The organism is Citrobacter sp. Cf087, assembly GCF_030334285.1.
GTDB lineage: Bacteria > Pseudomonadota > Gammaproteobacteria > Enterobacterales > Enterobacteriaceae > Citrobacter > Citrobacter freundii.
Map to the genome: position 1 here is coordinate 125,572 of NZ_JAOWED010000030.1, position 24,941 is coordinate 150,512.

The 24,941-nt window shown below is 51.6% G+C and carries 24 protein-coding genes; 9 read left to right on the top strand and 15 right to left on the bottom strand.

What is annotated here, in order from left to right:
* Positions 1–17 precede the first annotated feature (17 nt).
* Complete coding sequence (gene citT, locus OGV57_RS14520; RefSeq protein ID WP_003022114.1) at positions 18–1,481, top strand: citrate/succinate antiporter CitT; 1,464 nt, start codon at positions 18–20, stop codon at positions 1,479–1,481.
* Positions 1,482–1,591: 110 nt separating this feature from the next.
* Positions 1,592–2,398 (top strand): ribonuclease I, encoded by an 807-nt coding sequence (rna, locus tag OGV57_RS14525; RefSeq protein WP_032948793.1) that lies wholly within the window; start codon positions 1,592–1,594, stop codon positions 2,396–2,398.
* 41 nt (positions 2,399–2,439) lie between these two features.
* Here rna and OGV57_RS14530 read toward each other — a convergent pair whose 3' ends face one another.
* Both OGV57_RS14530 and OGV57_RS14535 read right to left on the bottom strand, forming a co-directional pair.
* Entirely contained in the window at positions 2,440–3,063 is a 624-nt protein-coding gene (locus tag OGV57_RS14530) for a flavin reductase family protein (RefSeq protein WP_003835608.1), read from the bottom strand.
* A gap of 96 nt (positions 3,064–3,159) precedes the next feature.
* A complete protein-coding gene (locus OGV57_RS14535) occupies positions 3,160–3,990 on the bottom strand; it encodes an alpha/beta fold hydrolase (RefSeq protein WP_044712726.1) in 831 nt (276 codons plus the stop codon).
* 275 nt (positions 3,991–4,265) lie between these two features.
* Here OGV57_RS14535 and rnk point away from each other — a divergent pair, with 275 nt between their 5' ends.
* Complete coding sequence (gene rnk, locus OGV57_RS14540) at positions 4,266–4,676, top strand: nucleoside diphosphate kinase regulator (RefSeq protein ID WP_003022104.1); 411 nt, start codon at positions 4,266–4,268, stop codon at positions 4,674–4,676.
* 183 nt (positions 4,677–4,859) lie between these two features.
* Positions 4,860–5,288, top strand: a complete 429-nt coding sequence (gene uspG / locus OGV57_RS14545; RefSeq protein ID WP_003022101.1) for a universal stress protein UspG — start codon at positions 4,860–4,862, stop codon at positions 5,286–5,288.
* A 69-nt stretch (positions 5,289–5,357) separates the two neighbouring features.
* Here the strand turns inward: uspG and OGV57_RS14550 are convergent, their stop codons facing one another.
* The 6 genes from OGV57_RS14550 to ahpC all read right to left on the bottom strand — a co-directional run bounded on the left by OGV57_RS14550 (position 5,358) and on the right by ahpC (position 12,007).
* Entirely contained in the window at positions 5,358–6,125 is a 768-nt protein-coding gene (locus OGV57_RS14550) for a dimethyl sulfoxide reductase anchor subunit family protein (RefSeq protein WP_003847417.1), read from the bottom strand.
* Positions 6,125–6,682: a 4Fe-4S dicluster domain-containing protein gene (locus OGV57_RS14555; RefSeq protein ID WP_003022094.1), complete on the bottom strand. Its 558-nt coding sequence runs from the start codon at positions 6,680–6,682 to the stop codon at positions 6,125–6,127. Before OGV57_RS14555 ends, OGV57_RS14550 begins: the two co-directional genes overlap by 1 nt.
* Entirely contained in the window at positions 6,679–8,949 is a 2,271-nt protein-coding gene (locus OGV57_RS14560) for a molybdopterin-dependent oxidoreductase (protein WP_054528183.1), read from the bottom strand. The genes OGV57_RS14555 and OGV57_RS14560 overlap by 4 nt, the downstream gene beginning before the upstream one ends.
* Complete coding sequence (locus tag OGV57_RS14565; RefSeq protein WP_003847419.1) at positions 8,946–9,500, bottom strand: TorD/DmsD family molecular chaperone; 555 nt, start codon at positions 9,498–9,500, stop codon at positions 8,946–8,948. Before OGV57_RS14565 ends, OGV57_RS14560 begins: the two co-directional genes overlap by 4 nt.
* Before the next feature lie 223 nt (positions 9,501–9,723).
* Positions 9,724–11,289 carry an alkyl hydroperoxide reductase subunit F gene (gene ahpF, locus OGV57_RS14570; RefSeq protein ID WP_054528182.1) on the bottom strand — a complete coding sequence of 522 codons (1,566 nt, stop codon included), beginning with the start codon at positions 11,287–11,289 and terminating at the stop codon, positions 9,724–9,726.
* Between the two features lie 154 nt (positions 11,290–11,443).
* The gene (gene ahpC / locus OGV57_RS14575) at positions 11,444–12,007 is read right to left on the bottom strand and encodes an alkyl hydroperoxide reductase subunit C (protein WP_002894394.1); all 564 of its coding nucleotides are present in this window, start codon (positions 12,005–12,007) and stop codon (positions 11,444–11,446) included.
* A 366-nt stretch (positions 12,008–12,373) separates the two neighbouring features.
* Between ahpC and dsbG the strand changes: the two genes are divergently transcribed.
* The 4 genes from dsbG to OGV57_RS14595 all read left to right on the top strand — a co-directional run bounded on the left by dsbG (position 12,374) and on the right by OGV57_RS14595 (position 16,227).
* Positions 12,374–13,120 carry a thiol:disulfide interchange protein DsbG gene (gene dsbG / locus OGV57_RS14580; protein WP_054528181.1) on the top strand — a complete coding sequence of 249 codons (747 nt, stop codon included), beginning with the start codon at positions 12,374–12,376 and terminating at the stop codon, positions 13,118–13,120.
* Between the two features lie 204 nt (positions 13,121–13,324).
* Entirely contained in the window at positions 13,325–14,230 is a 906-nt protein-coding gene (gene citR, locus OGV57_RS14585) for a DNA-binding transcriptional repressor CitR (RefSeq protein WP_003835623.1), read from the top strand.
* A 171-nt stretch (positions 14,231–14,401) separates the two neighbouring features.
* A complete protein-coding gene (locus OGV57_RS14590; protein WP_003835626.1) occupies positions 14,402–15,625 on the top strand; it encodes a phosphoadenosine phosphosulfate reductase in 1,224 nt (407 codons plus the stop codon).
* Positions 15,610–16,227, top strand: a complete 618-nt coding sequence (locus OGV57_RS14595) for an IbrB-like domain-containing protein (RefSeq protein ID WP_003847426.1) — start codon at positions 15,610–15,612, stop codon at positions 16,225–16,227. The genes OGV57_RS14590 and OGV57_RS14595 overlap by 16 nt, the downstream gene beginning before the upstream one ends.
* On the opposite strand, the gene OGV57_RS14600 is transcribed toward OGV57_RS14595, so the two are convergent.
* Positions 16,228–17,388 carry a pyridoxal phosphate-dependent aminotransferase gene (locus tag OGV57_RS14600; RefSeq protein ID WP_003847429.1) on the bottom strand — a complete coding sequence of 387 codons (1,161 nt, stop codon included), beginning with the start codon at positions 17,386–17,388 and terminating at the stop codon, positions 16,228–16,230. It abuts the gene before it with no gap.
* A 131-nt stretch (positions 17,389–17,519) separates the two neighbouring features.
* Here OGV57_RS14600 and OGV57_RS14605 point away from each other — a divergent pair, with 131 nt between their 5' ends.
* Entirely contained in the window at positions 17,520–18,608 is a 1,089-nt protein-coding gene (locus tag OGV57_RS14605) for an oxidoreductase (RefSeq protein WP_003835631.1), read from the top strand.
* 114 nt (positions 18,609–18,722) lie between these two features.
* On the opposite strand, the gene OGV57_RS14610 is transcribed toward OGV57_RS14605, so the two are convergent.
* The 6 genes from OGV57_RS14610 to entE form a co-directional block, all read right to left on the bottom strand.
* Positions 18,723–18,920, bottom strand: coding sequence for a YbdD/YjiX family protein (locus tag OGV57_RS14610; RefSeq protein WP_003022064.1), 198 nt, complete (start codon positions 18,918–18,920; stop codon positions 18,723–18,725).
* Between the two features lie 63 nt (positions 18,921–18,983).
* Positions 18,984–21,089, bottom strand: a complete 2,106-nt coding sequence (gene cstA, locus OGV57_RS14615) for a pyruvate/proton symporter CstA (RefSeq protein ID WP_044712737.1) — start codon at positions 21,087–21,089, stop codon at positions 18,984–18,986.
* A gap of 185 nt (positions 21,090–21,274) precedes the next feature.
* The gene (entH, locus tag OGV57_RS14620) at positions 21,275–21,688 is read right to left on the bottom strand and encodes a proofreading thioesterase EntH (RefSeq protein WP_003022055.1); all 414 of its coding nucleotides are present in this window, start codon (positions 21,686–21,688) and stop codon (positions 21,275–21,277) included.
* Between the two features lie 2 nt (positions 21,689–21,690).
* Positions 21,691–22,446: a 2,3-dihydro-2,3-dihydroxybenzoate dehydrogenase EntA gene (entA, locus tag OGV57_RS14625; protein ID WP_003022049.1), complete on the bottom strand. Its 756-nt coding sequence runs from the start codon at positions 22,444–22,446 to the stop codon at positions 21,691–21,693.
* A complete protein-coding gene (locus OGV57_RS14630; RefSeq protein WP_054528180.1) occupies positions 22,446–23,303 on the bottom strand; it encodes an isochorismatase in 858 nt (285 codons plus the stop codon). Before OGV57_RS14630 ends, entA begins: the two co-directional genes overlap by 1 nt.
* 13 nt (positions 23,304–23,316) lie before the next feature.
* Positions 23,317–24,927, bottom strand: coding sequence for a (2,3-dihydroxybenzoyl)adenylate synthase EntE (entE, locus tag OGV57_RS14635; protein ID WP_054528179.1), 1,611 nt, complete (start codon positions 24,925–24,927; stop codon positions 23,317–23,319).
* Positions 24,928–24,941 lie beyond the last annotated feature (14 nt).

Below are 24,941 nucleotides of genomic sequence, written 5' to 3' on the forward strand. Positions count from 1 at the left end.
TCCGGAGAATCACACACATGTCTTTAGCAAAAGATAAAATATGGAAGTTACTGGCCCCATTGGTCGTAATGGGCGTCATGTTTCTTATCCCCGTCCCTGATGGAATGCCTCCACAGGCCTGGCACTACTTTGCCGTGTTTGTGGCGATGATCGTCGGTATGATCCTCGAGCCAATTCCGGCAACAGCGATCAGCTTTATCGCCGTAACGATCTGCGTTATCGGCAGCAACTATCTGCTGTTTGATGCTTCAGAACTGGCCGACCCGGCATTTAAAGCGGGTAAGCAAGCGTTGAAATGGGGTCTGGCGGGCTTCTCCAGCACCACCGTGTGGTTGGTGTTTGGTGCATTTATCTTCGCACTGGGTTATGAAGTCACCGGTCTGGGTCGTCGTATCGCGCTGTTCCTGGTGAAATTCATGGGTAAACGCACCCTGACGCTGGGCTATGCGATTGTTATCATCGACATTCTGCTGGCGCCGTTTACACCGTCTAACACCGCGCGTACCGGTGGTACCGTATTCCCGGTTATCAAAAACCTGCCGCCGCTGTTTAAATCATTCCCGAACGATCCTTCCGCGCGCCGTATCGGCGGATACCTGATGTGGATGATGGTAATCAGTACCAGCCTGAGCTCCTCTATGTTCGTGACCGGCGCAGCGCCAAACGTACTGGGTCTGGAATTCGTCAACAAAATTGCCGGTATTCAAATCAGCTGGCTGCAATGGTTCCTCAGCTTCCTGCCGGTCGGTATTATTTTGCTGATCGTTGCTCCGTGGTTGTCATACGTTCTGTACAAACCAGAGGTCACTCACAGTGCTGAAGTTGCCGCATGGGCCGGTGATGAACTGAAAGGCATGGGTAAACTGACCCGTAAAGAGATAACGCTGATCGGTCTGGTTCTGCTCAGCCTGGGCCTGTGGGTCTTCGGTGGTAAACTGATTGATGCAACCGCAGTGGGTTTGCTGGCTGTCTCCCTGATGCTGGCGCTGCACGTGGTACCGTGGAAAGACATTACCCGCTATAACAGCGCATGGAACACCCTGGTTAACCTCGCCACGCTGGTCGTTATGGCGAATGGTTTAACCCGTTCAGGCTTCATCGACTGGTTCGCCAACACCATGAGCACACACCTGGAAGGCTTCTCGCCTAACGCGACCGTAATCGTGCTGGTGCTGGTGTTCTACTTTGCTCACTACCTGTTTGCCAGCCTTTCTGCACACACTGCCACCATGCTGCCGGTTATTCTGGCTGTCGGTAAAGGTATCCCGGGCGTGCCGATGGAACACCTGTGTATCCTGCTGGTACTGTCCATCGGTATCATGGGCTGTCTGACTCCATATGCAACAGGCCCTGGCGTTATCATCTACGGCTGTGGTTATGTGAAGTCCAAAGACTACTGGCGTCTGGGTGCTATCTTCGGCGTTATCTACATCTCTATGCTTCTGCTGGTCGGCTGGCCGATTCTGGCGATGTGGAGCTAATCATTTCGGTTCACACCTGATGAAAATGATGCCAGTCAGCTAAACCTGACTGGCATTTTTTATGATTAAATAGATGATATTCAGAATTTATATAAGTATCCGAAATCATCATGACATCAACATGGCGTTATTCTTCATTACTGGCAGCGCTTCTGCTGCCAGTTTCTGCAGCTCAGGCCGATGAACTTCAGGCAAAACAATACACTGATTTTGACAGCTACGTGCTGGCCCTCTCCTGGCAAACCGGATTTTGTCAGAGCCAACACGAGCGTAATCGTCAGGAGCCTGACGAATGTCGTTTACAAAAAGAGAGCGCAGACAAAGCGGATTTCCTGACCGTTCACGGTTTATGGCCCAGCCTGCCTAAATCCATTGCCGCCCGTGGAGTCGACAACCGCCGCTGGATGCGTTTTGGCTGCGCGACTCGCCCTATTCCCAACCTGCCTGAAGCACGTGCCAGCCGTAAATGCGCGGCCCCCGAAACCGGGCTGTCGCTGGAAAGCGCAGCAAAACTCAGCGCCGTAATGCCCGGCGCTGGAGGGAGATCCTGTCTGGAACGTTACGAGTATGCCAAACATGGCGCGTGTTTCGGTTTTGATCCCGACGCGTACTTTGGCACGATGGTACGGCTGAATAATGAGGTTAAGAACAGCGAGGTGGGCAAATTCCTGGCGGAAAACTACGGCAAAACTGTCAGCCGTAACGCATTTGACGCCGCAGTTGCCAAAAGCTGGGGCAAAGAGAACGTCAAAGCTGTGAAGCTAAGCTGCCACGGCAATCCGGCGTATCTCACTGAGATCCAGTTATCCCTGAAAGCCGACAACATCAACCAGACGTTATCTGCACAGTCATTCTTACCGCAACCGCATCCGGGTAGCTGCGGTAAACAGTTTATTATCGACAAAGTGGGATATTGAAACTTGCGACCGACGCTGCAAGCTGGCGTCGGTCCGTAAGCTCAGCGTTTTGCTCGTGCATCCGGGCGAACTAAATCAAAACGGTGTGTTTCACTGATCGAATAATACGCCGTTGGCCCACCTGCACGCAGTACCGGCTTCGCTTTCGCCGTCTGATAGATGCCGTCTTCCAGGAGTGTTTCATCAATGTGGATGCCCACCACTTCCCCCAATACCAGCCAGGTATCAACCGGTGAGCCATCAGCGGTAGTCAGTTGCAGGCTTTGCGATAAGCGACACTCAAAATTGACCGGGCTTTGCGCCACGCGCGGCACGTTGACTATCCGGCTATCTGCTTTACTAAGCCCGGCGGCAAAAAACTCGTCCTCACCGTGCGGCAAGCTGGCTGACGTTTCGTTCATCGCAGTGGCCAGCTCAAGAGTCGTCAGGTTCCAGACAAATTCACCGGTTTCGATAATATTCTGCACGCTGTCTTTCCAGCCGCTGCTAGCGAAACCGATAATCGGCGGATGATAGTTAAAACAGTTAAAGAAACTGTATGGTGCCAGATTGTGCCGACCATTGCCGTCACACGACGCAATCCAGCCAATCGGGCGCGGTCCAATGATGGCATTTAGCGGGTCATGCGGTAAGCCGTGTCCCTGTGACGGTTGATAGAAATACATAGTGTTCCCTGTTGAAGTTAACGTCAGCGCAGCACAAATTATGCTTCGCTCATCCCCCTGGAAAAAGAAGATCAGCGTAGAACAATCTGCCAACGATTACGACTGAATAAAGTTGAGCAGGTCACCGTTGATCTGTTGTTTATGGGTGGTGCAAATGCCATGCGAGCCGCCGACATATACCTTCAACTGCGAATCAGGCAGTATTTCCGCCGCGATCTTTCCGCAGGTTTCAAACGGGACAATCTGATCGTCATCACCGTGGATCACCAGCGTCGGGATGGTCATCTTTTTGAGGTCCTCACGCAGATCTGTTTCCGAAAACGCGTGAATACAGTCGTACAACGCTTTGATGGAACCTTGTAAACCCTGTTCAACAAAACTTTCCCTGACGGCTTTCGACTCTTTTGCGCCAGGACGGTTGTAGCCATAGAATGCAGCGGTCAATTCATAGAAAAAGGCGGCGCGATCGTTCACAACCCCCTCACGGATGCCATCAAATACCTCTTTCGGCACGCCATTTGGATTAAAGTCAGTCTTGATCATGATGGGCGTCACCGCGCCAATTAACACCGCTTTTGCCACCCGCTGCGTCCCATGCCGGCCAATATAACGAGCCACTTCCCCACCGCCGGTAGAGTGTCCGACATGGACGGCATCTTTAAGATTGAGATGCGCGGTAAGTTCAGCCAGATCGTCAGCATACTGATCCATATTGTGACCATCCCAGGGTTGGGCCGAACGCCCATGGCCACGCCTGTCATGGGCGATCACACGAAATCCTTTCGACCCGAGGAACAACATCTGATCCTCAAACGCATCTGCCGTCAGCGGCCAACCATGACTGAAGACAATGGGCTGTCCACTTCCCCAGTCTTTAAAATGCAAATAGCTGCCGTCTTTCAAAGTAAGTTTGTCGTACTGGCTCATGAGATCTCCTGTCGCGGAACACTGAGTTGTTTGACGCGCCCGCAGCGAGCGCTTAAAAAGCATAATGCAAATTGGAGAACGATCACGTTTTTCGGCTAAAATCACACCATACGCGACAATATTGATGATTTGCCTGAATGTGAACTAAATCACTTCAAACATGGGGTAAGTCTCAGTATCATCATAAAAGCTAAACCCTTGCCGCCTGACGGTGAGGGTTTTCTTTTGGGATTATTTACCTGCGCACCCGCAGTATCGACGACATGGAGTAATAAATGTCCAGACCAACTATCATCATTAACGACCTCGATGCGGAACGCATTGACCGCCTGTTGGAGCAACCTGCGTTTGCTGGTTTACCGATTGCCGACGCCCTTAACGCCGAGCTGGATCGTGCCCAAATGTGTTCTCCAGAAACCATGCCGCACGATGTCGTGACCATGAACAGCCGCGTGAAATTCCGCAATCTGAGTGATGGCGAAGTCCGTGTGCGTACCCTGGTGTATCCGGCCACTATGACTGACAGCAGCACACAGCTTTCGGTAATGGCACCTGTCGGCGCTGCACTTTTGGGGCTGCGCGTTGGTGATACCATTCACTGGGAACTGCCAGGCGGGACCTCAACGCACCTCGAAGTTATTGAGCTTGAGTACCAGCCTGAAGCTGCAGGCGACTACCTGCGCTAACTCTGTCTTATCAAAGCCACTCGCTTTATCTTACAGGGGATGCATCCGCATCCTCTTTCCGGTTAGATCTCCCTGCTCCTCGCTTTCTTTCATGTTCGCAAAACATAAATCTGTGTCGTGACTGACAGAATCATTTTTAATACTATGCTGTTATGTGTTCATGTAATGACAAGGAGAATGTTTATGTACAACACAATCATAATGCCTGTTGATGTATTCGAAATGGAACTGAGCGACAAGGCTATTCGCCATGCAGAATTTCTGGCCCAGGATAAAGGGGTTATCCATCTGCTGCATGTGCTGCCAGGCTCAGCGAGCCTAAGTCTGCATCGCTTTGCCGCTGACGTTCGTCGTTTTGAAGAGCATCTGCAACACGAAGCGGAAACCCGTCTGCAAACGATGGTCGGTCACTTCAGCATCGATCCTTCCCGTATTAAGCAACACGTCCGCTTTGGCAGCGTCCGTGACGTGGTCAACGAGTTGGGTGAAGAGTTGAATGCAGATGTCGTTGTCATTGGGTCGCGTAACCCATCAATCAGCACCCATCTGCTCGGCTCAAACGCTTCCAGCGTTGTCCGCCACGCGACTTTGCCAGTGCTGGTTGTTCGTTAACAGCCACTGATTCGCTAAAGAAAACCCCTGCCAGGTTAACGCCTGACAGGGGTTTTTATTACCTCACGATCAATACAAATGACCGATATTCACGATGGTGCTGATCGTATCACCAAAGAACGTCAGACGACTCAGGAATATGCCAACAAACAGCAGGACAAAAATCGCTTTTGCGCGACGCTCTCCCTGACGGCTTAGCACAAAGGCCACCGCCAGACACAGCAGACTCGCCAGATAAAGCGGCGACGTCAGCCAGGCATGCGCCGTCATCTGCATGATAGTGCCGCCGCTTAGCCAGATAATGGGCGCGGCGATCATGACCGCCATACACACAACAATCCCCTGGCGCAATGCGGCAACGGCAGGTGCAAGGTTAAGCAGTGGAATCGCCGCACACCCCATCACCCACACCGTGATAAAGAACAACAGCATTGTCAGACCGTTGGCTATCGCCACCATTGCCGGGGCAGCATAGGTCATCCCCTGCACCGCCACCAGCGCGATACCGAGAACAGAGGCCAGAACAGCTGGCGCTTTGTGCCCTTTTGCCAAAAACGTCACCCCGACCGCCGCACCGTATAAGGTTGCGCCAAGAATTTCACGGCTCAGCCAGGCGTGCTGCAGGTTAATCAGGGCATCGTAGGCGCGATCCGGATGCGCAAGGTGCAGGATCGCTGCAACGGACGCCACCGCCAGAACCAGCCCACTTACCAGCCAGTACAGGCGTTTGCTTTCCAGTTTTCCTTGCAGCGTGCGTAGCGTCAGAATGAGCGTGATCCCAACCGACATCTGGCTCAATACGGTAAAAATAACCAGCGGAAGTTCATACTTTTCCATTACTTGCCCTCCGGCTGCTTCGGCTGACGCGCAAGGATAAAACGCGTGCCAGGATTAAGCTGCGGCATACGCGGGAATCCCGGCGGATACTGTACGGCATTGTCAGGTATAGGATCGGCATCCAGATCGATAAGCGTCAGCGCACCTACCGGACAGGCATTCACGCAAGCCGGTTGCATACCAACATCAAGGCGCTCGTAGCACATGCTGCATTTTTCCGCTTTCTTCGTCTCCTCATTAAAACGCGGCGCACCGTATGGGCAGTTGCGGATACAGTTTTTGCATCCAATACAGCGCTCCGGGTTATGCACCACGACACCATCTTCACGCTTGGTGTACGCCTCTACCGGACACGCCGCCAGACAGGCCGGGTTTTCGCAGTGGTTACAGGCCAGCGAATAGAACGCCCGCTCTTCATGCGGATAAATTTCTTTATCCAGCGGGTAGACATAGCGCCAGAAACGTTCAGGTTCCAACTGGTTAAAACTCTTACACGCCATTGCACAGCCACGGCAGCCGATGCATTTATCGCTATTAACTAAAAACGCGCGTCTCATGCCGCTGCTCCTTTACTGATCAAAATGATGTCCGCAAACTGACTGTGGATAGCCGCACCTGGCGCACCGGTTTTCATCAACCCCATATCGGCTGGGGTATCTGCCACCACGTTTTGAACGTTGTATTTCCGTTTCGGGAACCACGCCTCGTACATCACCAGGAAATCTTCCGGAACGTTAGCGGTCACCTTCGCACGCAGTTCTACTTCACCTACGGTGTTAAACACTTTCACCAGGTCGTTTTCGGCAATGCCTCTTTTTTCTGCGGAAATCGGATGCATATAGACAAACGGCTCCGGATAGAAGACCTGCATCCAGTCAAGGTTGATAAATTGGGAATGGATACCGAACTGCACATGCGGTGTAAACAAGTGGAATGGCAGCGTGCTTTTCGCCTCCGGTTTGTATTCCGGCAGCGCCGTATGACCATTTTTCTCACACAGCTCAGATCTGAACTCAAACTTTCCTGAGGGGGTTTTAAATTTGCGGTCATACCAGGCCGCAGAACTCGGCAAAATGGCTTTTTTCGGGCCATCCAGTAAGTCATCCCAGGAGGAGATGCCAAACATTTTGGCCATTCCGTCATTGAATTCCTGGTCCAGCCAACGCTTATGATTGAACTCCTGCGGGAATGTGCAAGAACCCGGCTCCAGCTTGTTGATTGTGTGGGAAAGTAAAACGGCGATTTCCAGATCGCATTTTGCCTCGTACATTGGCTTAATTGCAGGCTGGTTGATTGAGAGCCAGTAGTGCCAATATGAGGCGTCTACGTTCCACTCTTCAAAGGCCGTGGTGACAGGCAAAACGATATCGGCATGCTGGACGGTCTCGTTAAAGAACTGATCGGCACAGACCACCATTTCCAGTTTTTCGAATGCTTTTTCCATCTTGCTGCGATCAAAATCCTGAGCAAACGGGTTCTTACAGGCAACCCAAAGCATTCGGACAGGCGGCTCGTTGGCTTCCAGAATTCCCTTGGCGGTCTGGTTGATATTCAATGAGCGATCGGAATACTGTGCGACTTCCCCCGCAGAACCAAACTCGCTGGTAGTTCCCGCCGCACCTGGCATACCGATGGAGCCTACCGGTGGCTTCTGCAGCATGGCGTTGTAGTTAAAGCCCCAGGTATGCAGATGACCGTAGCGAGCGCCGCCGCCTTCAATGCCAATATTGCCGGTCATTGCCACAAAGGCATCGATCGCCCGTACGTTAGCGCCGCCGTTAACATGACGCTGCATGCCGTAGCCAATCCACACGGTAGCAGGGTTAACCGCGGTAAATTCTTCCGCCAACTGGCGAATAACATCCGCCGACAGCCCGCAAATCTCAGACGCCCACTCTACGGTAACGCTGTTGCGCAGATAGGCTTCGAATTCCGGGTAACCATGGGAATAGTTGTTGACGAAATCCTGGTCCACCAGACCTTTATCCACCAAATGACGTGCCATACCCAGCGCCAGCGCACCATCAGAACCTGGACGAACGCGTAAATAGAGATCGGCTTTCGCAGCGGTCTGGGTTAACAGCGGATCGATAACGACCACTTTCGCCCCTTTCTCCCGCGCCTGGTAGATATACTTCATGGTGTGCATAGAGCACCAGGCCGGGTTAGCGCCCCAGATAATGATGTATTTTGCTTTCACAAAATCTTCCGGGTCGTTACACCACATATCACCCATATCGTAGTTCTGGGCATCGATACCGGCTGGCCAGCAAGGTGTTCCGGCAAAACGCGTGGTGTAACCCAGCGAAGACATCATCCCTTCAACCGCATAGTTCAATACCCCAAATTTGCCGGAATATTTGGTCATCGCCAGACCCAGCATTGAACCGTCTTTCTTTTTAATCTCCAGCATCTTGGTCGCAATGCGCTGCATTGCTTCGTCCCAGGAAATACGACGCCAGTTCCCGCTGCCGCGAACATCCTGAACCATCGGATATTTAATGCGATCCGGGCTGTATACCCGACGCGGGTAGCTCAGTCCCTTCACACACGGAGTTCCATGCGTAAAAGTTGACTCAGGCGCACCCTCCACAAAGGTGATGACGTCATCCTTCACCCAGGTTTTCAGGCTACAAGTGTCATAGCAGTTACGCGGACAGGCGTTACGATAGATTTTGTAGGTTTTGGGGTTAAATGGAATGGGCGGTTGCGCCAATGCACAACGTGAAGTCAGCAATCCCCCTGGCAGGGCTGCGACCGTGCCAAGGGCAATCAACCCTTTCAAAAATGAACGTCTGTTCAGAACTCCCGGTTCATTACTCATATTGATACTCTCGTTTTTAATTCATCAAGCCAAGAAGACAATCTTCCAGCAACGTTTTTCAACGTGGCGGTTTGTGCATTTATATTTATTTTTTCTATATACTCGGGCACCCACACCGCGACATACTCAGAGGCATATCGAGTAAGGGTCACCTGGTATTCTGACGATGCTCTGGCATTAGCTGATAATAAAACCGCCAATTCCAATACACAGGAAATATGATCATCCGGAATATTATTCACGACACTTATAGATAACCCTATATTTGCCATGAATTCCCGAATGCTAAGGGTTGATTTACCCATTACAAGGGCATCTTCTTCAAGATAAACTGAGGCAAACGGAGCGGCCTTTAGCTTCTGCGGTCCGACAAACAGCGCATTGAAGTCGTACTCCGCTTCCAACCACTCCTGCTCTGTTAGCGCCGAGGCATTTGTATCTAAAGCTGAATAAGCCGCTTTCAGCGTGCAACTATCGTGAGAAATAAAAAAATCACGTAATAATAACCCTGTCGATTCAAAGATCGTCAGGGTTTCATATATTTCACCCATGAATTAACCAACCATTTATTCACACAACAAATGAAAAAATAATGCAGGTTAATATAATAAAGATAACGCCCTCTCTTTCTTTGATGAAAATAATGATCAGGCTAATTAAGTGAATGTTTTATACGGTTTATTGTTTCAAGAATTGACAATGTGAGTATATGGAAATAAAAAACCGCCAGCGGATGACTGGCGGTTTTGGCATTGCAGGTGAGTCTTACTCTTTTTATGCTACTGTCGTGCGAATCAGATAATCAAACGAACTCAACGAGGCCTTCGCGCCTTCACCGGTCGCGATGATAATCTGCTTATACGGTACGGTGGTGCAGTCACCGGCAGCGAAAACACCTTTCACGCTGGTTTCGCACTTGGCATCGATGATGATTTCACCCATGCGATTACGTTCAACGGCGCCTTCCAGCCAGTTGGTGTTCGGCAGCAGACCAATCTGTACAAAGATACCGGCCAGTTCCACATTGTGAACATCCCCGCTCACGCGGTCACGATACTCCAGGCCAGTGACCTTGCTGCCATCGCCTTTCACTTCTGTCGTTTGCGCGTTCAGAATGATGTCGATATTTTTCAGGCTGCGAAGCTTATTCTGCAGCACCTGGTCTGCCTTCATTTCAGGAGCAAACTCCAGCAGCGTCACATGTTCAACAATACCTGCCAGGTCGATAGCCGCTTCAACGCCGGAGTTACCGCCGCCAATTACCGCAACACGCTTACCTTTAAACAGCGGACCATCACAGTGCGGGCAATAGGTTACACCTTTGGTGCGATACTGATCTTCACCCGGAACGTTCATGTTGCGCCATTTCGCGCCGGTGGCGATGATAATGCTACGTGCTTTCAGCACCGCGCCGGAGGCTGTTTCAATCTGATGCAAACCGCCTTCCTGCGCTGCCGGGATCAGTTTGCTTGCGCTCTGGCTGTCGATCACATCGACATCATAATCATCAACGTGTGCTTTCAGCGCACCTGCCAGTTTCTGACCTTCAGTTTTCGGTACTGAGATGTAGTTTTCAATATCAACGGTATCAAGAACCTGACCGCCAAAACGTTCGCCCATCAGACCGGTGCGAATGCCTTTACGTGCAGAGTACACCGCTGCCGCCGCCCCCGCAGGACCAGAACCGACAATCAACACGTCATAAGCATCGCGCTTATTCAGTTCTTCAGCCGCACGTTTTTCTGCGCCGGTATCCACTTTCGCCACGATCTCAGTCAGCGTCATACGACCCTGGCCGAACTCTTTGCCGTTCATAAATACCGCCGGAACGCCCATCACGTTACGATCGGTGATTTCGTTCTGGAATGTACCGCCGTCAATCGCCGTATGTTTGATACGTGGGTTCAGTACCGACATCAGGTTCAACGCCTGCACTACGTCCGGGCAGTTGTGGCAGGAGAGCGAATAATAGGTTTCAAATTCAAAATCACCGTCGAGATCGCGGATCTGCTCCAGCAACGCCTGTGCCTCTTTTGACGGGTGACCGCCGGTCCACAGCAGAGCCAGCACCAGAGAGGTAAACTCATGACCCAGCGGAGAACCGGCAAAACGCGGTCCCTGGTGAGAACCGGGATTGGTAATCAGGAACGATGGCTTACGCACCGCCAGAGTATTGTCTTCTTTAAAGGTGACTTTTTCTGACAGTTCAGCAATTTCAGTCAGCAGTTCCTTGATTTCTGCCGATTTAGCGCTGTCATCCAGCGTAGCAATCAGCTCAACAGGTTTGGTCAGTTTCTCAAGATAAGCCCTGAGCTGGGTTTTCATATTTGTGTCGAGCATTATTCTTCCCTCTCTGAAAACATCATCATGCAAGCCGATTTTGCGGGACTGCATTAATGCAACTTGCGTCATGGTGCTGGAATAAAACAGGCGCAGATTTGCGCCTGTGGAATGCCGGATGCACTACGTTTATCCGGCCTACAAATTATGCGACTTAAATCTTACCAACCAGGTCCAGAGATGGAGCTAAGGTTGCTTCACCTTCTTTCCATTTCGCCGGGCAAACTTCACCTGGGTGAGAAGCGACATACTGTGCAGCTTTAATTTTACGCAGCAGGTCAGATGCATCACGGCCGATACCTTCAGCAGTAACTTCGATTGCCTGGATGATACCCTGCGGGTCAACAACGAAGGTTGCGCGGTCAGCCAGACCTTCATCTTCACGCATGTTGTCGAAGTTACGGGTCAGGGCGCCAGTCGGGTCACCGATCATCGCGTATTTGATTTTAGCGATGGTCTCAGAGCTGCTGTGCCACGCTTTGTGGGTGAAGTGGGTATCAGTAGATACGGAATACACATCTACGCCCAGTTTCTGCAGTTCTTCGTAATGGTCTGCAACGTCACCCAGTTCGGTCGGGCATACGAAAGTAAAGTCAGCCGGGTAGAAGAAGAAGACGCTCCAGCGACCTTCGGTATCTTTCTCGGTTACTTCGATGAACTCACCGTTTTTGAACGCCTGGTTTTTGAAAGGTTTAATTTTGGTATTAATCAAAGACATCTGTACTTCCTCCGTGTTTTCGTTGAGAGATAAGTTAACGAAAATCTCTTAGCAGGGCTAATGCGTTTCCTTTATCAAATCAATAAGCGTTAACTAACAACCTACTCAATCGAACCTAAAAGACAAAAGTAAAAAAGGCCCCCTATGCAGGGAGCCTCATTACCCGAGCTACCCGCAGGTAACGTCAGTGCCAGCAGGGCTGGCTATGTGTTGCGCTCTACATTACCTTAACAAAGGTCGTAACAGCGATTGGGATTACATCACCCAACTCAAGAAAGGGCAATCGACGGACCGTCGATCTTACCTATGGCTGCGATAGGTTTTGCAATTAAGCCCCCTTTCCTGCTGATTTTATAAGGAAAATCAATGTTTAAACGTACCTTACTTTTAACCCTGCTCCCTGCCGTGGTGCATGCCGAAGAACTGCCTGCTCCCGTTAAAGCTATTGAGAAACAGGGCATTACCATCCTGAAGCCTTTCGATGCTCCGGGTGGAATGAAAGGCTATCTGGGAAAATACCAGGACATGGGGGTCACTATCTATGTCACGCCTGACGGTAAACATGCCATCTCCGGCTACATGTATAATGAAAAAGGCGAAAACCTCAGTAATTCGCTCATAGAAAAAGAGATCTATGCCCCTGCCGGACGTGAAATGTGGCAGCGAATGGAAAAAGCGTCGTGGATTCTGGACGGGAAAAAAGAGGCACCGGTTATTGTGTACGTGTTTGCCGATCCCTTCTGTCCCTATTGTAAACAGTTCTGGCAGCAGGCGCGTCCGTGGGTAGAATCCGGTAAAGTTCAGTTGCGTACATTATTGGTTGGCGTAATTAAACCTGAAAGTCCGGCCACCGCCGCTGCAATTCTGGCAACCAAAGATCCGGCCAAAACCTGGCATGACTATGAGGCATCCGGTGGGAAAATGAAGCTGGAAATCCCGGCTTCGATCCCTGCGGAGCAAATGAAGTTACTGAATATCAACCAAAAGTTGATGGATGATTTGGGGGCCAATGTAACGCCGGCTATCTATTACATGAGTAAAGACGATACGTTACAACAGGAAGTAGGCTTACCGGATAAAGAAAAATTAAACATTATCATGGGAAATAAATAAAAGTAACAAGATGAGTGATTGTTATCGTTCTCATATCAATCACTCATTTAAATTAACTTTCCTGCTGAAAATTACGCAACTTGTGCTATTTTAGCTAAAGTTAATTATTCATTAAGCACACAAACATAAATTTCAAGAATAACTACCATTTAAACTATTCCACAATTGAATTTTTCACTACATTACCATCACAGGAAGGTACGCATGGCTAACCTCTATGACCTCAAAAAGTTCGATCTCAACCTGTTGATTATATTTGAATGCATATATCAACATTTGAGCATCAGCAAGGCTGCAGAAACGCTGTACATCACGCCATCAGCTGTAAGTCAGTCATTGCAACGACTGCGTACGCAGTTTAACGACCCTTTATTTATTCGCTCCGGCAAAGGTATTACGCCCACGGTGACGGGTATTAATCTTCATCATCATCTTGAGCAAAACCTGAATCACCTGGAGCAAACAATAAGCATCATGCATGGTGCCCAGCTGAAAAATAAATTCATTATTTACAGCCCACAACTTACAACCACCGTAAATGTGACGACATTAATTCATGCTCTGGTACAAGATTCAGATATTGAAGTGGAACATCACGATATCTTAATGTCGGCAGAAACTGCTGAAAACATACTGGCTTACCGCAAGGCCGACATGGTGGTTACGATGATGCCGGTCCATAACCGTTCCGTCGTTTGCATCCCTTTTAAGACTATCGAGAGTGTTTTGATTTGTAGAAAAGACCATCCCAGAATGAATGACTCAAGCACCCTGCAACAAATTATGCAAGAGCAATTCACCTTCTTACTCACCGAAGAGAAAGGTATTAAAGAATGTCAATCACAAGCCAATACTTTTTTTGTTAATCGTAAGATTGGATTTAGTAGTGATTCTCTGACATCAATCGTTAATATTATTTCCAGCACGGATATTATTGGCCTGATTCCTAAATTAATGTACGATCACTATGCGACTGCACTTAATCTCAAAGAGATTAGTGTTGACTTTAATCTACCCAGCGTCCAGCTATTTTTAATGTATAACAGGGCGTCGCTTAACAACAAAGCATTCGCTGCATATATAAATCAAATCTCCTCAGAAAGTCTGTAAATCGTATTGCAACTTCTCATCAGTACATTTAATTCATTTTCAGAATGTAACAAGGCAACACATATAAATTAAATATATATTTAAATATTGCATACTATATAAATTGGCATATCGTAATAATGTGCATCTCTTATTAATACAAACAATAAAAATCTCTGATATGGTCTTGATATGTCTGTTTATAAAATACCATTGAATCAAAACGTTCTCGAAGCCGCACAGGATCGTATCGCCTGGACGCTTGAGGCTCTGCCACGCATTTGCGTTTCTTTCTCTGGAGGTAAAGATTCGGGGCTGATGTTACATCTAACCGCCGCCATTGCCCGCCAGTTACAGAAAAAAATAAACGTCTTGTTTATCGACTGGGAGGCGCAGTTTTCCTGCACTATCGATTATATCCAGGCGCTGCGCGAGAGTTATTCCGATGTCATCGAAAATTTCTATTGGGTGGCATTACCGCTGACGACGCAGAATTCACTGTCACAATTTCAACCCGAATGGCAGTGTTGGGAGCCGGGTACGCAATGGGTTCGCCAGCCGCCCGCAGATGCCATAACCGATCCTGAATATTTCTCCTTCTATCAACCCGGCATGACCTTTGAACAATTTGTTCGTGAGTTCGCTGACTGGTTTTCGCAGAAACGACCGGCTGCCATGATGGTGGGCATCCGCGCCGATGAGTCATATAACCGCTTTGTTGCCATTGCCAACTCGCAAAAGCAGCGTTTTGCCGATGACAAGCCGTGGACGACTGCAGCACCTGGTGGACACACCTGGTATATTTACCCGCTGTATGACTGGAAAACAGCCGACATCTGGACGTGGTTTGCGAAGTCAAAATTGCCGTGTAACCCCCTGTATAATCTGATGTACCAGGCCGGGGTCCCGACACGATATATGCGCATTTGCGAACCCTTTGGCCCGGAACAGCGTCAGGGATTATGGCTATATCATGTCATTGAACCCGAGCGCTGGGCGGCTATGTGCGCCCGTGTCAGCGGTGTTAAAAGCGGGGGGATTTATGCCGGTCATGACAACCATTTTTACGGTCATCGGAAAATACTTAAACCAGAGCATTTAAGCTGGCAGGAATATGCCATGCTGCTATTGAACAGCATGCCGGAGACTACCGCAGAGCATTACCGCAATAAAATCGCCGTCTATTTGCAGTGGTATAAGAAAAAAGGCATGGATAATATCCCGCAAACTCAGGAAGGCGATATTGGTTCGAAAGATATTCCTTCATGGCGACGTATCTGCAAAGTCCTGTTGAATAATGATTACTGGTGTCGGGCACTTTCATTCAGTCCAACGAAACCCAAAAACTACCAACGCTATAACGAACGTATGAAAACAAAACGCCAGGAATGGGGAATCTTATGCAACACCGACTAACTCACGAACTCCTCGGCTTTCTTTCTGGCCTGTCAGAAGAAGAACGAATTGAAGCCATCAATGAATTCAGGCGGGCGATACACAGCGTCAGTCCCTTTCGCAAGGAACCCGTAGATTGCGTACTTTGGGTTAAAAATGATCACATTTCACCCAATGACTACAACCCCAATAACGTTGCGCCACCGGAGAAAAAGCTGCTGCTGAAGTCCCTTGAAGCAGACGGGTTTACACAGCCCATTGTGGTGGTTCACTCAACGGCAGAGGAATACGAAATTGTCGACGGTTTCCACCGCCACGAGTTAGGTAAAGCCAAAGCCTCACTGAGGCCCAGGCTTAAAGGATACCTGCCGGTTGCCTGTTTAGAACGAGAACGCCAAGAGCGTATGGCGGCGACCATTCGCCACAACCGCGCCCGTGGGCGTCATCAAATCCACGCCATGTCCGAGATTGTCCGCGAGCTATCGCAACTGGGATGGAGTGAAGAAAGAATTAGCAAGGATCTCGGCATGGACAACGACGAGGTGTTACGCCTGAAGCAAATCAACGGTCTGCAAGAGTTGTTCGCCGACCGTCGATTCTCCAAAGCCTGGACGGTGAAATAGCTACAGCGACACCAGACGTTCAGCTGCTGCTAACAGCGTCGATTCTTGCTTGGCAAAACAGAGACGAATCAGTTTATGCGGGAAAGGATCGGCGCAAAACACCGACAGCGGTATCGCCGCAACGCCCACTTCAGTGGTCAGCCACTGGCAAAATTCCACGTCGTTAAGCGTGGAAACGGCGCTGTAATCGACCAGCAGAAAATACGTGCCTTCACACGGCAGAATTTCCAGTCGGCTGTCACGCAGCGCGTTCACCAACACGTCGCGTTTTTTCTGATAAAACGCAGGCAACTCGCGATAGTGTGCAGGATCTTCTCGTAGCATATCCGCCAGTGCCAACTGAGCCGGCGTGTTGACAGAAAACGTCAGATACTGGTGTACCTTGCGTAACTCAGAGCTAATGGCTGCTGGCGCAACGCAGTAGCCAATCTTCCAGCCGGTCATATGGTAGGTCTTACCAAACGATGAAACAGCAACAGCGCGTTCCCGCAGCTCTGAATGTGCCAGCACACTGGCATGCCCTTGCCTGGCGAAACAGATATGCTCATAAACTTCGTCGCTGATGACAAAGATCTCGCGTTCTTTAATTGCTTGCCACAGCGCGTCAAAATCGGCCTGATGCCACACGGTGGCAGAAGGATTATGTGGCGTGTTCAGGATAACCAATCGGGTACGGTCGCTGAGTAAGGCACTAAAAGCCTGCCAGTCGACGCGAAAAGACGGTGGTTGCAGCGCGATACGTTTAACCACCCCGCCGGATAATTCAACCGCAGGCGCATAGCTGTCGTAGCTCGGGTCAAAACAAATCACCTCATCACCTGGGCGCACCAGCGCAGTGATCGCGGCATACAGCGCTTCTGTGGCCCCCGCCGTGATGGTCACTTCACTATTCGCGTCGGGTTTGTAGCCGTACAGGTCTGCCGTTTTATCCGCGATGGCTTCGCGCAGCGGCTGCACGCCCGTCATCGGTGCATACTGGTTTGCACCGTGCGCGACGTGATACGCCAGACGCTCCTGCAAAAAGAGCGGACCGTCAAAATCAGGAAATCCCTGCGAGAGATTAATGGCCTGATGCTGCTGCGCCAGCGCACTCATTTGCGTGAAGATAGTAGTGCCCAGGTTAGGCAGTTTGCTTTGCGGAATCAGCGGGTTATTACTCATTATTGTTATCCCAGCGTGTGATGTTGTGGTTGAAGCCACTATAACACGATGCTAGTATTTGGCAATCAAGACGTTCAGACGTCTATATAAAAATAACCTGCCTGGACAGGACAGCCAAAGGACAACACAACATGAGTAATACAGAGATTCGCGTCGTCACCGGCCCGGCCAACTATTTTTCCCATCCCGGCAGCCTGTCGAGACTCAACGATTTTTTCACTACCGACCAACTTTCACGCGCCGTGTGGGTTTATGGTGAGCGCGCTATCGATGCGGCCCGCCCTTATCTGCCAGAGACATTTCATCTCGCCGAGGCTAAGCGCCTGCTGTTTACGGGACATTGCAGCGAAACCGATGTTGCTCAACTGGCAAAAGAGTCGGGAGATAATCGCAGCGTGGTGATTGGCGTGGGCGGAGGAACATTGCTCGACACCGCTAAAGCGTTGGCCCGTCGTCTGGATCTGCCGTTTGTCGGTATTCCTACGATTGCGGCGACCTGCGCCGCCTGGACGCCGCTCTCCGTCTGGTATAACGATGCAGGCCAGGCGCTGCATTTTGAAATTTTCCCTGATGCCAATTTCCTCGTTCTGGTCGAACCCGAGATCGTTCTCAATGCGCCAGAGGAATATCTACTGGCGGGGATCGGCGACACGCTGGCGAAGTGGTACGAGGCCGTCGTGCTTGCGCCTCAGCCAGAAAACCTGCCATTAACTGTTCGTCTGGGTATAGATGCCGCGCAGACGATCCGCGACGTCCTGCTGGAAAGCAGCGAGCAGGCGCTGACAGATAAACAACAAGGCTCGTTAAGCCGCACGTTTTGCGATGTAGTGGATGCGATTATTGCCGGAGGCGGCATGGTTGGTGGTCTGGGCGAGCGCTACACCCGCGTGGCGGCGGCGCATTCTGTTCACAATGGCCTGACCGTCCTCCCACAAACAGAGAAGTTTTTACATGGCACTAAAGTGGCGTACGGCATCCTGGTGCAGAGTGCGTTGTTGGGTCAAGATGCCGTGCTGGCGCAGTTAATTACCGCCTATCAGCGCTTCAACCTGCCCACCCGATTAGCTCAACTGGACGTGGACATCAATAATCGCGCAGAAATCGACAAAGTGATTACGCACACCCTGCGCCCGGTGGAGTCCATTCACGCCCTGCCGGTAACGTTAACGCCGGAGACACTGCGCGCAGCATTCGAAAAGGTAGAGTCGTTTACGGTATGATTAGGGTATGGGATGCCTGATAGCGGCTTCGCCTTATCAGGCCTACGACGACTAATTATAACGGCAAATGCGATGTTGTAGGCCGGATAAGCGTCAGCGCCATCCGGCAAAAAATCAACAGCACTTCGCGCCGCCTTTCCCCCCATATCGCGCATCCTGGCGCTCGCGGAAAAATTCTTCGTAGGTCATTGGCGTTTGGTCCGGATGCGTGACGCGCATATGTTCAACATAGTTGTCGTAATCCGGCACACCTATCATTAATCGGGCGGTTTGACCTAAATACTTCCCGGCTTTGGCGAGTGTTTCAAACATAGTGATTCCCTGTCGTACAAACGCCCTCCCCGTTCAGGAGAGGGCTCATTGGTTAAGAGAATATTAGTGCGCGCCTTTCGCCTGCGCCACGATCTCTTCGATATTCTCAGGCATCGGCTCGTACGGCGTCTCTTTCGAAGTTGGTTTGTCCTCTTTCAATGCTGCCAGCGCAGTTTTGATGGAGAACAGACCCAGCACCACAACGACTACCATGAAGAAGATGGTGAGACCCGCATCCAGGCGGTTGTTAAACACCAGCTGCGTCAGCTGCGACTGGGTGTACTGCGCCGGAATGTTACCGCTGTCGATCATCGCCTGGAATTTGTTGGCGATAGCCAGGAAGCCGATTTTTGCATCCGGGCTAAACGCTTTCTGCCAGCCAGCGGTCAGGGTACAAATCAGCAGCCAGGCGGTTGGGACCAGTGCCACCCACGCGTAGCGCTGGCGTTTCATCTTGAACAGCACCACAGCACAGAGCATCAACGCCATACCGGCCAGCATCTGGTTGGCGATACCAAACAGCGGCCACAGGGTATTAATACCACCCAGAGGATCCACCACGCCCTGGTGTAAAAAGTACCCCCAGGCCAGTACGCACAGCGCCGTCGCCAGCAGGTTCGCAGGCAACGAATCGGTTCGTTTCAGGCCCGGTGACACCACGCCCAGCAAGTCCTGCAGCATAAAGCGCGCAGCGCGTGTACCGGCATCAACCGCCGTCAAAATAAACAAAGCTTCAAACAGAATGGCGAAGTGATACCAGAACGCCACATCCATCATGCCACCCAGTGCGCCATGCAGAATGTACGCCATCCCGACGGCCAGCGTCGGCGCACCACCTGCGCGGGAGATAATGGATTGCTCACCCACTTCATTGGCAATTTGGTGCAGAGTATCTGGCGTAATAGCAAAGCCCCAACTACTGACTACCTGTGCCGCAGAAGCCACTACATCAACCGTGCCCGCAGGAGCCAGCACCGCCATCGGGCTGTTCATCGCAAAGTACACGCCCGGATCGATGATGCACGCGGAAACCAGCGCCATAATGGCGACAAAGGATTCCATCAGCATTCCGCCGTAGCCGATAAAGCAAGCCTGCCCTTCATTCGCCAGCATCTTCGGCGTGGTTCCGGAGGAGATCAGCGCATGGAAGCCAGATACCGCACCGCATGCAATGGTGATAAACAGGAACGGGAACAGGTTACCGGTCCAGACCGGGCCAGTACCGTCAACAAACTTGGTCAGAGCTGGCATGGTCAGCGTCGGACGCATGATCAGAATCCCTACCGCCAGACCAACAATGGTGCCGATTTTCAGGAAGGTAGAGAGGTAATCACGCGGGGCCAGCAGCAGCCACACCGGCAGCACGGCGGCGACAAAACCGTAGCCCACCAGCATCCAGGTCAGTTGTACGCCGGTAAAGTCAAAGTACGGTGCCCAGGTCGGGCTTTCCGCTACCCAGCCGCCGGAAATAATGGCAAACACCAGGAATACCAGACCAATAACCGACACTTCACCAATGCGGCCCGGGCGCAGATAGCGCAGGTAAATCCCCATAAAAATCGCCAGCGGGATAGTGAACGCTACGGTGTAAGTTCCCCACGGGCTGTGGGTCAGCGCTTTCACGACAATCATCGCCAGTACCGCGAGGATAATCACCATGATCATAAAACAGGCCACCAGCGCAATAACACCCGCCGTAGGGCCCATCTCTTCTTTCACCAGTTCGCCAAGGGAACGACCATCGCGACGGGTAGAAACAAACAGCACCATGAAGTCCTGTACCGCCCCTGCCAGTACCACCCCGGCGAGCAGCCAGATCATACCCGGCAGGTAGCCCATTTGCGCCGCCAGCACCGGTCCAACTAACGGACCCGCTCCGGCAATCGCCGCAAAATGGTGACCAAACAGTACTTTTTTATCGGTGGGTACATAATCCAGACCATCGTTATGACGCACGGCTGGCGTCATACGCGTCGGGTCCAGCGCCAGTACATTTTTCGCGATGTACAGGCCGTAGAAACGGTAAGCGATAAGGTAGACACAGACTGACGCCACGACTATCCACAACGCGTTGATCTGTTCACCACGATTTAACGCAATATATCCCAGGGCAAATGCTCCGATAACGGAGAGCAATGTCCAGAGGAGGTATTTCCCTGATTTATTCATAGTTGTTGTCCGTTTGCGTGATCCAGAAAGATGTTACATTTTGTTTCTATAACATCTTTCCTGATTTTAACAACCTGACAACCACATAAACCTGAGACATCACTGACTATTTACATTGCATTGTTAACTGGATCACTTCATTTACCTGTTAACTCTGCAATTTCATTTTACTTTGCCGGGTAACCTCACCCCATCACCGCCGTGCCTAAACGGCAGGTGCAGCATCGTCGTCCCTGCTCATCAAAGATGACGATTTCCCAGCTTTGATTTTGACGCCCAAGATGCAACGGCTGACAAACGCCGCGTACTTTCCCCTGCGATACCGCCCGATGATGCGTGGCGTTTAGTTCCGTCCCCACCACACACTGCCCGTCGCGCGTCATCAGATAACCCGCCATCGAACCCAACGTTTCCGCCAGGGCCGCCGACGCGCCGCCATGCAGCAGGCCAAACGGCTGATGCGTTCGGCTATCCACCGGCATTTCGGCTTCCAGCACATCATCACCCAGTCGTGTATAGACCATTCCCAGATGCGCCACCATCGTGTTCTGACTGGTGGCATTGAGTTCATCCAGCGTCAAATGACGTTTCCAGATCATCGTCATGCCCCCAGCGTGGAACCGCCGTCCACCACGATATCCTGTAATGTAATGTGGCTGGCCAGATCGGAAGCGAGGAATAAAATAGTGTTGGTGATCTCTTGCGGCCGGGCGATTTTCCCCAGCGGAATCCCAAGCTTAAACTGCTCGCCAAATCCACGAATGCGCTGTTGCTCCGCGTCATCGCTGACCCACAGCGTACGCTGCATGTCGGTATCGGTCGACCCCGGAGAAACCACGTTACAACGCACACCGCTGCCTGCCAGTTCAAGTCCGACGGTCAGAGCCAGGCTTTTCAACGCGGCCTTTGACGCACCGTAAGCACTCATGCCGATACGCGGCGTGTGCGCCGCATCCGACGCGACGGTCACGATCGCCCCGCCCTGCTGGCGACGAAACTGCGCCATCGTCTGCTGAAACAGATTGAACGCTCCGCCAACGTTAACCGCAAACGTCTGCTGCCACTCCTCAGCGCTTAGCGCATCGGTGGCACCCATACGCAAAATACCTGCGGCATTGACCAACACATCCAAACGCTCGCGCGCTTTGAGGACGCGCTGGCACACCTCAGCTACCTGTCCGGCATTCGCCACATCCAGCACTTCGGTCGTAAACGGGTAGTTATCCTGAGGAAATTCGCGATCGAATCCAGTCACCTCAGCACCTGCATTCGCAAACGCCAGCGCCGTGGTGTAGCCAATCCCTTTTCCCGCCCCGGTTACCCAGACGGTTTTCCCGGCAAAATCAAATCCGGCCATTACTTCACCTCGCGGGAGAGCAGAGCCCACCATGCGTCAATGGTCGGTTTTTTCGCCAGCATCACGAAATCAATATCACCATGAACCTTACGCCAGCGCGCCGCCAGCGCCATCATGCGCACGGAATCCAGCCCATAGTCGATCAGGTTTTCGTCATCCATCGGCTCTTCGGACTCATCCAGCAGCGGTAGAATAATGCTGCGCAACGCATCTTTACTGACCGGAACCGGCGTCGGTAATAATTCCTGGGTCATAACCACACGCCCGGAACGTCCCGCCACGTATTTCAGCGACATCAAGTGTTCGTCACGGCTAAAATCCGCCAGCGCATCGGCAACCATAAACGGCTTGATGTCACGCATGAAAGCGTCCGTTGCGGTGGTCATACAGCCAATATGCGCATACACCCCGGTGATGATCAGTTGATTACGCCCGGTTTCCTTGAGCATCTGTTCCAGCGGGGAGCGATGGAATGCGCTATAACGCCATTTCACAAGAATGGTATCCGCTTCATCCGGCGCCAGCGCCTCAACAATCTTTTGTTGTTCCGGCGAACGCGTCAGGCCCGGTCCCCACATATCATTGAGCAGAGCGCGGTCTTCATCGCTCTGCTCTTTCGGTTGAGCGGTGTAATACACCGGAATATTATGCTCTTTGCAGTACTGGCGCAGCGCGGCGATGTTCGCGACGACCTGCTCCATCATCGGACAGTTATCGCCCCAAAAGCCGATAAAATAATCCTGCATGTCGTGGATCAGCAGCGCGGCGCGTTCAGGGTCAAATGCCCAGTCGACTTTGTTCACCGGAACATCAAGCGCCGTTGGTAGCGCATAAGCCTGCAGTTTAGGAATTGCCATTTCTATTTCTCCTTCAGGCCAGTGAACGTGATGCCAGCCACTGACGTAATTGTTTTTTATCTACCTTCCCCACTGGAGTCAGCGGTAATGACTCAACGCACTCAACACGATCGGGTAATTTGAATTCCGCCACACCCTGTTCGCGCAGAAAACGGCGCACCTGAACCGCGCGCAGCGGCTCTTTTACCACTAGCCAGGCACAGCTTTTCTCGCCCATCAGTTCGTCATCCATACTGACCAGCGCGGCATGGATAACCATTGGATGGCGCAGCAGCAGGTTTTCAATCTCTTCAGCAGCGATCTTCTCCCCGCCGCGGTTGATCTGATCCTTTTCGCGTCCCTGAACGGTGATGTAGCCATCCGGGTCGATAGCGATCAGATCGCCGGAACAGTAAAAGCCGTTGGCGTCAAAGGCGCTGGCATTATGCTCAGGGCTTTTGAAATAACCACGGAAGGTGTACGGACCACGTGTCATCAAGCGTCCGGTCTCTCCCTGGGCTAAGGGGTTGCCGTCAGCGTCTGCTACCCAGACTTCATCATCAGGACACATCGGGCGCCCCTGGGTATTGATGATGCGCTCAGGACTGTCGTCCAGACGGGTGTAGTTCACCAGCCCTTCCGCCATGCCGAAGACCTGCTGCAACTGGCAGCCAATCTCAGCCGGAATACGCGCCGCAAGCGTGGCGGAAAGTCTCGCTCCACCGACCTGTAGCAGTTTCAGCGAAGCCAGTTGCGCATTGCTGCCCCACTCCGCAATCGCCTGCAACCACAGGCTCACCGCAGGTGGCACCAGCGCCGTGACGTTAACCTGATGCTGTTCAATCAGCGGGAAACACAGGGTAGCGCTAGGGTCGGCCGCCAGCACGACGGTGCCGCCGGCCAGGAACACACCCAGCGCGCCTGGCGAACTCATGGCGTAGTTATGCGCCGCCGGGATTGCGCATAAATAACGCGTTTCCCCGGTGAAGCGGCAAATCTCATTGCTGCGACGCACGCTGTAGTAGTAATCGTTATGAGTGCGAGGAATCAGCTTTGGCGTCCCGGTCGTCCCGCCGGAAAGCTGGAAGTACGCCACCTCATCAGCGGGCGACGGTGTAGCCGTAAAATCACTCGCAGGTTGGCTTATCGCCGTTTGCAGATTGTGTTCACCTTCGTCGTTGTGCAGTTGCACCACGCGCACTGAATTGTGTTCGGCCACAAAAGCGTTTAGAAAATCGTCCCCGCTAAACAGCGTATGCTGGCGATCGGCAATCAGCAGCGCCGGTTCAATCTGTTTGGCATAGGCGTTGAGTTCGTTACGCTGATGGCTGAACAGGGCCAGCACCGGAGCTACGCCCAGCTTGAGTAACGCAAAGAAGGTGATATATAGCTCAGCCACATTGCCCAGTTGTACCAGCGCGGTTTCACCGGGTTTAATCCCTTGGCGACGCAAACTGCAGGCTAGATTGTCAGCGGCCTGATTCAGCTGGCGATAGCTCAGATGGCGTTCACCATCAATAACCGCCGTATGGTCGCTGTCGGCGTGACGGGTCAGAATGTCGGTCAGCGGCAAATCCTGCCAGTAACCTTTTTCACGATACCTGCGGGCAAACTCTTCCGGCCAGCGGGTGAATGGAATACTCATTATTGCTCCTTAAA